Genomic DNA, 10161 nt, shown 5'->3' with positions numbered 1-10161 from the left:
CCCCGTCTTGACGAGACAGGCAATTCCTCCTTAGTTCAGTCGGTAGAACGGCGGACTGTTAATCCGTATGTCACTGGTTCAAGTCCAGTAGGAGGAGCCACTTTTTCCCTCGTAGTTCAGTCGGTAGAACGGCGGACTGTTAATCCGTATGTCACAGGTTCAAGTCCTGTCGAGGGAGCCACATTTGAAGCCCAGTTTTCGAACTGGGCTTTTTCATATCTATCTCTTCATAGTTTCAAGCCGAGCCAGCTATGCCTCACCGCTTGCTCTGCCACATTCCCCTCGCAGTGAACGATCCACTCTCCCTGTTTTCTCTCAACTCAAATTCGACTGACGATTACTCCGGTCCCTATCCGGTCAGCTCAGCTGGTAAATGGGTCACGATTTAGCCCAAACCAGAAGTCATACCCTCCCCTGACGTAAATCCCCCCAGAAAAACCCTCCGGTCACAGCTTCCGGTCTTTCTGCTGGGAGACCATGGGGATGCTCAGACCGGAGCAAGTGGCTCTGGCGTGGAGATAGCGTAGATTGAAAGATGGAGACGCCCACCAAGAGCAAGGGAAGAGGAATGGTTAGTGGGCAAGACCGGAGCAGCTCTGGGGCATATCCGGTCTTTTGGGCTGTAGCTGAAGTTTGCCAAGTTGTGCAAAGTCGCGTCGATGCAGACGAGGTGACGGGTCGTCACGACGACGCGACCGTCGGCAATATCTATCTCCCTCCACACGAAATAGACGTTTCTCACACAGAACTAAAGTGTCATGACAACCTTCACTCTATCTACAAGTAACATATTTGCTCAGACCATGCGAACGTATCACATGCATCACCACAAATAACACATGAAACAATATTAAAGTAATGAGGAGGAAACATTATTGGCCTGTAATTTGCTTGCTCTTGTCACCGATTTCCCATGGGATGATTGCCATGTATATAAAAAGCCATAAACTCCCCCATACTCTCTTGATGGCTCGAGCCACAATGAAGGTCATGGAGCAACAAAAAACGCCGTCTGACACCAGCAATAGAAATGTTACTCAAGCGTTACTTGAACACGCTTTGTATCAGAATCGCCAACCACTTACTTACGATTATCTCAAAAGAGGGTTATCCAGAGATAATTATGTAGATAATCAAGGCCTTACAACTAAGATAGCTTCACAAAATCTAGTGGATAAATACCTAGGCTTTGACCGTAATCGATACAATGATCTTGTCAAGAAAATAGATGCAATGGAAATACAATCAAAGTCAATCACAACTGATGATTCAATTAAATTGAAAGATTATAAGCAACAAAGAGATTTAGTGCTCAAAAAGGCTATTGACAATTTAGTTGGGTAATTTTTGCCGTTTACAGTGCCATTTTTTTGCCATCGATGGTACAGGCATTCAGCTGGCCCCTTACAGTCGTCAAAACTCATCACCCCGCAGTGAACTCTTAGGATAAGGTGCGACAAGCCTTTGTATAAGCTCATGCTCTCTACTTGAGCTATACCTTCAATCGGTTTAAATGGTATTTTTCGATAAAGACGGCAATTTACGGCATATTTCATCGTTACGCTGACTGAGGGTGTAGGTAACATCGCTATTGCTTTCCAAATCGCAGCAATCCAAGTGAAGCCAACCGAGGGGACTCTGATTAGCAGGTCAGCACGCATGTGCAAGGCGTGTTACTCCATCACCAACTGCTTTCAATACAACAAGTATCAGATTTATCGTAGCGCTCTCACCTTCTGGGTTGATACCGCCGTAATGAACTGTTGGTTGCACCATGACCATCATGAGCAACGGGGCCTCAGTCAGCTCTACACTGACCAAACTATCTGCACACTCAAGGATATGCTCAGCCTCACTCTACAAGCTACCTAGGGACTATTCGGTTCATTATTTGGGCTGATGGATGTGCCAAGGTGCGTACCAGACTATAGCAGTGTCAGCAAGTGCGTTCGCACAGAGAAAGTCGCGTCGATGCCGACGAGGCGTCGAACCGTCACGCCGACGCGAGCGTCGGCAAATTTCACGCAAAATCCCCAGTAAATCCCTCGCCCCCTCCCCCGGCAGCTCACCCTGCCATCTCTGTCAGAAATGGCTCCTTTGGGTATCCCATGTATTGAATGAAACCCAAACTATGGCAGACTGCCTGTTCACAAAAACTTTTGCATTTAAAAGGAGTTGTTTGCATGGCGACCAAGAGTATTGGCGAGCTGACCCAGGATGAGATCTTGAGAATACTAGGCCCTGACCAAGGCAGTTCTAGGGATAGTAGCCGTGTTGCTGTGAGCCGATCGACTAGAGATAGCTGCGTAAACGTGGTTGATGGGAAGTTACAGGTAAATGGAATTGACTAGTTCCGTCGCACAGTTGAGGCAGCAGATTAAATAAAGAATGCCTCCGCAAATGGATATGATGGTTCTGACCACAACCATCGCCAAGACACGAAAATAAATGTAAATCGGAATATTCAAACAAAGAACTTAACTAAAAAAATGGAGGATGATTTTTATATTTTGCTCGCTCCACAACTTTATTAAGCGGTTCAAAATCATAGTCTTTGAATTTAATGGTGACATACCGTAGGCGTGCATACTCTAAGTGCTTTGTTAATGTCCTTCCACTTTTAGCCAATATCGTGTTGACCGTCAGTACATGTCTGTATTCTACAGGTTTATCCATTCCTGCTTTGATAGCTCCCTGTAGGGCTAATGCTAAAGGTGTCATTCCTTTGCTAGCACTATCCCAAAGCATCATTAATAGCCTTGCTGCATCAACGAAAAGTTGCTTACTTTCATTAATCTTTATCGTCTTTAAAGGTACCTCTGTACCTGTACCTGTACCTGTACCTGTACCTGTACCTGTACCAAAATTTTCAGACCGAAGCGGGTTAAATATTGAAATCGGCCCAATCTCAAGCAATGATAGAAAATCTTCTGCCGCTTTATACCCACATAAAAAAGAACCTACTGCGCCACTTTCCCTATGTGTAAATTGAAAACAATAGTAACGCTCTTTAAGCACATAACCTGAGTAACTATATTTTTCCTGCCCAGGGAGGAGTTTAAAATGTGCGATAGGTACAATGTCATACTCAGTGAGTAATTCACGTCTGATCTCGGAACCTCTACGACGAAAACGCTCCGGCAAGCAATCCTTTTCAGTATTAATTATGCTGCACATAGTACCTTCCAACCCCAGAAATAATAATATCTAGCAAACGAAACCGCACATGACACTTACCCAAATCAAAATAGACTACCTTGTATTACTTCAGGACGTAATAGCTCAGTGGACACCCCCTCTGTACCACCAATCAAAAATGGACTTCTAGGATCATGCTTTGCCTTATTCTTTAAAACAGATGATTGACTATATGTGGCATAACAATATGAACATCCATGCAAGCAAGTGTTATAAACACCTATATCAACACTTTTAATACAACCACACTCGGCTCGCTGACCACTGTCTTTTCTTTCACTTAACGAAATCCCAAACAATTTCATTAGAAGAGCATCATCAATACATTTCCCATGTGAGACCCCTACCTGTGAAAGATCTAGACCTTCAGCACATGATTCGATCTCCATGCCATGCGCAGATGCTACCTCAGACATATAAGATGACAGGTCTAATACTGATTGTTGCTCATGCAAAATATCTTTATATTCCAGCTCAGATATAACATCCAAATTTCTTTCTGTTTTTTTGTAAAGATCTGCAAAGCTAATAACAACTCGACTAGTTTTCCCCTCAAGCATAGAGGCTATTTTCTTAAACAGTCGTTTATGTTCATCTAAATCTACAATATTTGACAACAGTATGGGATCATAACGCCAAATAACGCGGTCCTTACCAATCCGATCGCTTAGCTCAGAAAATGTTGCTATTGCCCTGTGCGGTCTTGGTACAGAATGCTCTAATAGCTTAGGATAACCCGTAATTGTATATTGGAAATAATATCTATACCCTAAAGAATCGAGCTCATCCAAATGCGTCATAAGCATTTGGGGATTCCTTGTCCAAAACACGATCGCATCTACTTCCGATGGAAGTAGTGATATCCTAGAAATTTGATGTGCATTAAATGGATTTCTTACAAGTAGAAAACCCGCCCTGATTCTATTCATAAACCATGGAGTATAGAATGCTGGAATATCTGTTCTTCTACTTGCACTAATTATCATAGACGACCTACTAACACAAAGGAATCTGATGACATATTAAATTTTGGCATCATGAAATTGGAAATACTTAAAGAAAAACTATATTGTCCCCACCCTCTATTGTTGATTTCAGACATACTTCTGGGGTTTATTACCTCAATCATTGCTCTTATTCTATCCTTCAGAGCATATTCTGGACGATCATTTATAATAACAACAGTATTAGAATGCATAGAGCTTTTTATTTTACCCGCCAATACAATTGCCTGCTCATCTGACAATTCAGAAATCAAATATGACACTAAAATAACATCTTGAGGAGGAAATAATGTATTATCGTTCATTGCTAAATCAACATGAAATGATTGGTACGTCTCTGTGATATTCTGAGATGACAAACCTATGCATTTGGCCCGTTCAAATATAAAATCCCAGGCTGAATTTATTTCAGCCCGAGTAAACATTACACTACACATGTTATTATTAAATCTATGAACCTCACGAATAGCTCTTCTCGCACCATGTATATCTGCCCCTGGCCCACCACCCATAGATAATACGTAAAGTTCACTTTTATTAAGTAAGTTTGTCACCTCTAGAGAGGTTCGCGATATTGAAATGGCATTATATACCTCCGCAGCATGAACAGGAAAGAACCGTACAGTATATACACTCATTTTCTGTGGACAAGTATAGTCTATTGTATGACCTGGATAGTACTGGGCTTGGCAACAACGCGGACAAGAATCAACATCTTCCGGTTTGTTTGTACATCCATTAACCCTTTCTAGATCAATCTCATTAAAGAGACTTCCAATAAATTCATCCATATTAAACATCTGCATTTAAATCAATACACGTATATGTATAGTGCAACGTTTAAACTAGATTTTCAAACATATATTAAATCCATGTTCATCCCGAACATCAGGCCCAGAACTAAGCACTCTGGGCCTTTTCATATTCACTATTCAAAGGAAAATACATGGTTATCCGTCACATTTTGAGCAAGCAATACGCCGCAGTCAGCATCAAGCCAATGAGAGATAGCAGTATCGATTTCACGGTAAAGGGCAGCACCAAAGGCGCAGTCAAAGGTGCTATCACCGGTGCCAGTATCGGGGCCAAAGGCGGTATCCCTGGAGCTGTTGCAGGCACCATCATCGGCGGCACTATCGGCTATATCACTGGACCAGCGGACTGAGGGAGGTTAGCCATGGATGAGTTCATTCAAGAAGGGAAATACGCCTCCCACGAGACGCTCAAGGGTTATGCCTACAGCTGGCAGACGCTGAGCTTGCTGATGCAGGAGGTCATTACAAACGGTATGTATGTTCCTGAGTTCCTGCCAGATGAAAATCAGCCTGTGCTGCTGGTCGTGATCAAAGAGGCGACCGTGCTCAAGGCCAAGTCTCTGCACAGCGAAGCGCCCGAAGTATTGATCTCGATAGCTTCCCACACAGGCGAGTCAGTCCGGGATGACGACAACGGTTACTACGCTGACTACTGGCGGTTAGCTGCAGGAACTATCAAGCTGATCGACTGTGCCGAAGATACCGTGTTCTGGCTGCCCCTCCCCGCTGTCGAAGCATGGGAGGCATATCGCTTCTCTGGCTACGGCTTACCGTTTGATGCCCTAACCGCACCACTCCCAGTATTCAAACATTTGGCCTTCTCGCTCAAGCCAGATCAAACCTCGCCTGATTTGGGCACCACTATCTACCTGAAATCAACTATCTGACTATCTCGAAGGACGCTAAGCATGAATACCAAAACCGATAAGCAAGCAGCCAAACAGCAAGTAAATACGACTGCCACAGCTAAGTTTGATGGCATACAAGCATCACCAGCCAAGGTGGTCTTGGTCAGTGGCGTAGCCACCCTCCTTTCGCCAGGCTCTACAACTACCGTGGGCTATGAGATTGGCCATGAACCCGAACAGGCTGAACTGTTGATCCGTCTGACAGGTAGCAGTGGTGGTGGCCTCTGTTCCAAGGAATGGTTCGTGCTGGCACAAGTCGTCGATCTGCTAAACGAGCAACAACCGGACAAGGCATTTACCTCTGGCTTGTTCAAGGTGATCTGGAACTTCAAGGGCAGCAGCAATAACGCGGGGTTCTTGGCTGCCGTGCTGCGCCATCTGGAGTTGACCAAGGCTGCACCTGACGTGCGGTTCGGCCATCTGATCACGGGTAAACATACCGAGTGGTTCGATGGACTTAAGACCAAGCTGCCAGCAGAGACCAACGCAGCTCAGTAACCGTTCCATCCTCCTACTCTCCCCAACCCCTTTTACTCAATCTCAACGAGAACCAAGATATGAAACCGACCCTCGTTATCACGGGCTTACCTGTGAGGATAAGTCACGATCTGCAAATGCTACTTGAGCAGGCCATCAGCTCGGCGCTGGAGGATTTCCCAAACGAGATCCCGAATGGCACCATACCAGCAGCACTGACCCTCAACTATCGAGATCCTGACTACAGCGCAACAACCGGAGGCTATCACCCTGTCGAGATCCGTCTTGAACGCTGGGATGACGGCTGGCATCTGCGCTACGTCACCGACTTTGCGTATGTAGGCCAAGGCTGGTGTACCGAGTTGGCCAAAGAGTTGGACTTCGATTTCAGCATCGAAGAGTACACCCATTCGATCATGGGAGAGATTTCCCCGGCAGAGGTGAATGAATGGTTTGACGTCTGGCAGCAGAGCTTTTGCTGTTATGCCCAGATGGACGTATTCACCCTGACGGTGACACCTGACTGATCCAGTTCAGGCAAAAAGCTGAAAAAGTCGCGTCGGTGGCGACGGAGCGTCGGGAACCGTTTAGGTCAATTCGTCAGCTCGTCGCCACCGACGGCAAATTTCTACGTTTGGCGAATTTTCCCACCCAGAAGACCGGATATCGACCGGAAGAAGGCCAAGCCCTGTTCCACCTCCGGCCTGAGACCAACATTAGGCTCAGCCAATCCCCAATCTCACCTCGGCAGCACAAGGAATTGACATCCCTGTGCTGTTTTTTCTTGGACAAGCCAACCCTCACCCCACTTATCAAATGACAGGAGACAAACGATGGCAAATGCTCCCTCCCGATTTCGCTTCACTCAAAAAGCCATTGAGGCCCTACCACCGAACCCACCCCATGCCAGATCAACAGAAGCCGAATACAGTGACACCCAGATCCCAGGCTTTAAATGTCTGGTAGGCAAAGGGGAAGGTTCCAAGAAATTTCTGCTTCGTTATCTCTGGCAAGGACGTAAACGGGCTATATCTATAGGCCGCTTCCCCGATGTAGACCTGAACACGGCCAGAGAGATCGCCACAGACTATAAACGGCTGCTTTCGCAAGGCATCGACCCCAAGCAGCAGAAGGAAGATAAGCGGCAGGAACTCACCCTGACCGAGCTGTTTGAGCAGCATTACCTCCCCTATGCCATGCACCACAAACGATCATGGCGGGATGATGCACAACGCTTTCGTGACCACCTAAAGCCAGCCTTGGGTTCTCGGCTACTGTCTGAAATCAAACTGGATCAGGGCCAGACCCTACAAACCAACTTGCTGAGCAAGGTAAAGCCAGCCACCAACAACCGGATCACCACCTTACTCAAAGCGATCCTGACTTGGAGCGTTCGGATGGGTTATCTGGAGCAACACCCTATGAGGCATCTCAAAAGCCTGACCGAGAACAACCAACGTACCCGCTATCTGGACAAAGGGGAGATCAGACGGCTGTTTATGGCTGCGGATATCGATGAAAACCGTTATGCCGGTCAGTACGTCAAACTGCTGTTGCTGACAGGGCTGCGTAAGGACGAGTTGAGGCTAGCCAAGTGGGAACACCTCGATCAATCCCAGCTGACACTGTTCATCCCCCACACCAAGAATGGGAAAAGCCGGATCCTCCACCTCAACCATATGGCCATGCAGATCCTCAAGGAGACCCACCCCATTGAAGGAAATCCCTATCTGTTTCCAGGACAGAAACAGGGCCAGCCGCTGAACAACGTCACCAGACCATTTAACCGGATGCTCAAGCGGGCAAGGATTGAGGGACCAGTCTGTATCCATACTTGCCGCCACTCCGTTGCGGCCTTGATCGTCTCAAGTGGCGGAACCTTGTATGACGTGCAAGCTCAGTTGGGCCATGCCAGCAGCCAGACCAGCCAACGATATGCCCACCTGCACGCCAGCAGGCTGAGGCACACCAGTACCCAAGTGGCCAACTGTGTGGAACAGGCGTTGATACCCAACAACACGGCTCACTCAGCCCTACCCCAACCCAGCCCAAATGGAGGAATTTAGGGGAAAAATGCCGACGGTCGTGACGAGCTGACGGACAAACTCGACGCCTCGACGCGAGCGTCGGCATTCCATCAACTTTCCCGCATTTTCAGATACCAAAGTCCCTGCAGCTATACCAACTCTGCTTACCCAAATACTCCCCTGTCGTGAAGATCCAAGTCGACACGCCCTGTCGGGCACCTCAGTGACACTTGGATACCTTTGACTACGATGCTTCCCTGGATGGCAGAACACGACACCCTAGCCCAACGCCTCGGCGTGATCCTGACCAAGCTCAACAACGGGCAGCGGTTGGTGATCTCCGAGTTGGCCCACGAGTTCAATGTCTCGGCCCGTACTATCCAGCGAGACCTGAACGTCAGACTGGCTTATCTACCGCTGGAGCGTGAGGGACAGACCTATTGGCTTGACCCCAGTTATCTGGGGAGAGCCACCACTCCCGCCATTTTGAGATTGTGCGAGCAACTAGGTGCCAAAGCATTGTTCCCGGATGATCACGACACCCTGATCAAGCACTGGCTCAACCCAGCATCAACACCTGTATTCGTCCTTGCTGGCTTTCAACTCGATGAAGATGACAGTCATCACCAATGGCTAAAGCCACTTGCCAAGGCAATCAGCCAACAGCTCAAAGTCAGGCTGTCATGGGTCGGTGAGCAAGCAGCGCAAGAGATTGAGCCATACCGCTTGGTCAATAAGAGGGGCCGCTGGTACTTGGCAGGGGTAACGGCGGATACGCCATTTATCGAACCCTTGTCGAGTATCGCTAACCTTCAGCAGATAGAAACGCCAGCAACGATCAGCGAGTCACAGCAGCAACTTCTTCAACACCTCATCGAGCAAGAGGCCATCCCCACTCACGAAGTGGTGATCAAGGCAGCTTCGCCTATCGCCCACGAATTCAAGCTCAGAAACATCCTTCCCGAGCAGGCTCTTATCAGAGAGCTGGAGGACGGCAGCATCTTGCCGGCAAGCAGAGTATTCGATGGTGCCCAGCTGCTGCCAGTGATCAAAACGTACCTGCCGCACCTTGAGGTGATCAGCCCTGCGGGGATCCAAGCGTTAGTAAAGCGTGACCTAAAGACCCTGCTTAGCCGGATGTAAGCCAATTTTCACGCCACTAATTTTCAACCCCCGACACCACCTGTCGGGGCTAATGACCACTATCTGTAGTTAAACCAACAAGGAGCAAAACCATGGGATCTCCCACAATAACCAAGCTATCAGACCTCGTTCTACGTAGTCATGCCGACTATGAGGTTGTCTTCGAGCACGTAGCCGCTCACCTGCAAGCAGAGGGGGGCACTATCAAGGTTGCTGACAGAGCCAAGGGTACGCTGGAAGCATCCTGGAAGTACGGTATCAATCCATTCGGGTTGCGCGTGACCGTGCATTTCAGCTCGCCGGAAGAAGGGATTGTTGAGCTATCGCTGACAGGCTCCTTCGTTGATGCGATTGACACATGGGGCACAGCCAAGAAGAAGGCCAAAGCGATCGCTGAGGTGCTTCCCTCACCTATCGATGTAGCCGCGTGGCCTATCCGTGAGCAGGCGTCGGTTCCAGCTTCAACTCAACCAGCACCAGAGGGAGGCACTGTCCACCATAGAGGTAAGCGAAAGGTCTTGATGGCCCTGTTGGTCTTCTTTGGTGGTGGAATTGGCCTGCACAAGTTCTATGCCGGTAACTGGGGCTG

11 protein-coding genes, 2 tRNA genes and 1 pseudogene are annotated in these 10161 nt (G+C 47.8%); 11 read left to right on the top strand and 3 right to left on the bottom strand.

What is annotated here, in order from left to right; translation table 11 throughout:
* Positions 1-24 precede the first annotated feature (24 nt).
* From AB5Y92_RS07305 to AB5Y92_RS07290, 4 genes and pseudogenes are all read left to right on the top strand, one after another.
* Positions 25-100: transfer RNA gene (locus AB5Y92_RS07305), tRNA-Asn, on the top strand.
* Positions 101-105: 5 nt separating this feature from the next.
* A tRNA-Asn gene (locus tag AB5Y92_RS07300) sits at positions 106-181 on the top strand.
* Positions 182-990: 809 nt separating this feature from the next.
* Positions 991-1344, top strand: a complete 354-nt coding sequence (locus tag AB5Y92_RS07295; RefSeq protein WP_139493810.1) for a hypothetical protein — start codon at positions 991-993, stop codon at positions 1342-1344.
* Between the two features lie 315 nt (positions 1345-1659).
* A pseudogene (locus tag AB5Y92_RS07290) lies at positions 1660-1968 on the top strand (transposase); the annotation flags it as partial.
* Between the two features lie 513 nt (positions 1969-2481).
* Here the strand turns inward: AB5Y92_RS07290 and AB5Y92_RS07285 are convergent.
* The 3 genes from AB5Y92_RS07285 to AB5Y92_RS07275 form a co-directional block, all read right to left on the bottom strand.
* On the bottom strand, positions 2482-3177 hold the full coding sequence (locus AB5Y92_RS07285) for a hypothetical protein (RefSeq protein ID WP_368226207.1): 696 nt from the start codon (positions 3175-3177) through the stop codon (positions 2482-2484).
* Between the two features lie 65 nt (positions 3178-3242).
* A complete protein-coding gene (locus tag AB5Y92_RS07280) occupies positions 3243-4184 on the bottom strand; it encodes a DUF1848 domain-containing protein (protein WP_164536988.1) in 942 nt (313 codons plus the stop codon).
* Positions 4181-4993 carry a hypothetical protein gene (locus AB5Y92_RS07275; RefSeq protein ID WP_367581413.1) on the bottom strand — a complete coding sequence of 271 codons (813 nt, stop codon included), beginning with the start codon at positions 4991-4993 and terminating at the stop codon, positions 4181-4183. The genes AB5Y92_RS07280 and AB5Y92_RS07275 overlap by 4 nt, the downstream gene beginning before the upstream one ends.
* 155 nt (positions 4994-5148) lie before the next feature.
* On the opposite strand from AB5Y92_RS07275, the gene AB5Y92_RS07270 reads away from it, so the two are divergent.
* From AB5Y92_RS07270 to AB5Y92_RS07240, 7 genes are all read left to right on the top strand, one after another.
* Entirely contained in the window at positions 5149-5367 is a 219-nt protein-coding gene (locus tag AB5Y92_RS07270; protein ID WP_368226204.1) for a hypothetical protein, read from the top strand.
* Between the two features lie 12 nt (positions 5368-5379).
* Positions 5380-5904 (top strand): hypothetical protein, encoded by a 525-nt coding sequence (locus tag AB5Y92_RS07265; protein WP_368226201.1) that lies wholly within the window; start codon positions 5380-5382, stop codon positions 5902-5904.
* Positions 5905-5925: 21 nt separating this feature from the next.
* On the top strand, positions 5926-6423 hold the full coding sequence (locus AB5Y92_RS07260; RefSeq protein ID WP_368226198.1) for a hypothetical protein: 498 nt from the start codon (positions 5926-5928) through the stop codon (positions 6421-6423).
* A gap of 116 nt (positions 6424-6539) precedes the next feature.
* Positions 6540-6929, top strand: a complete 390-nt coding sequence (locus tag AB5Y92_RS07255; protein WP_235655549.1) for a DUF2787 family protein — start codon at positions 6540-6542, stop codon at positions 6927-6929.
* A 306-nt stretch (positions 6930-7235) separates the two neighbouring features.
* A complete protein-coding gene (locus AB5Y92_RS07250; RefSeq protein WP_368226196.1) occupies positions 7236-8468 on the top strand; it encodes a tyrosine-type recombinase/integrase in 1233 nt (410 codons plus the stop codon).
* A 222-nt stretch (positions 8469-8690) separates the two neighbouring features.
* Positions 8691-9572, top strand: coding sequence for a helix-turn-helix transcriptional regulator (locus tag AB5Y92_RS07245; protein WP_368226195.1), 882 nt, complete (start codon positions 8691-8693; stop codon positions 9570-9572).
* A 92-nt stretch (positions 9573-9664) separates the two neighbouring features.
* Positions 9665-10161 (top strand): TM2 domain-containing protein (locus tag AB5Y92_RS07240; RefSeq protein WP_368226193.1); only part of this gene is annotated, 497 nt, incomplete at its 3' end.

Origin of the sequence: Aeromonas sp. R1-1, assembly GCF_040908495.1 — a bacterium.
Classification (GTDB): Bacteria; Pseudomonadota; Gammaproteobacteria; order Enterobacterales; family Aeromonadaceae; genus Aeromonas; species Aeromonas veronii.
This window is presented reverse-complemented; position numbering and strand designations above follow the sequence as displayed.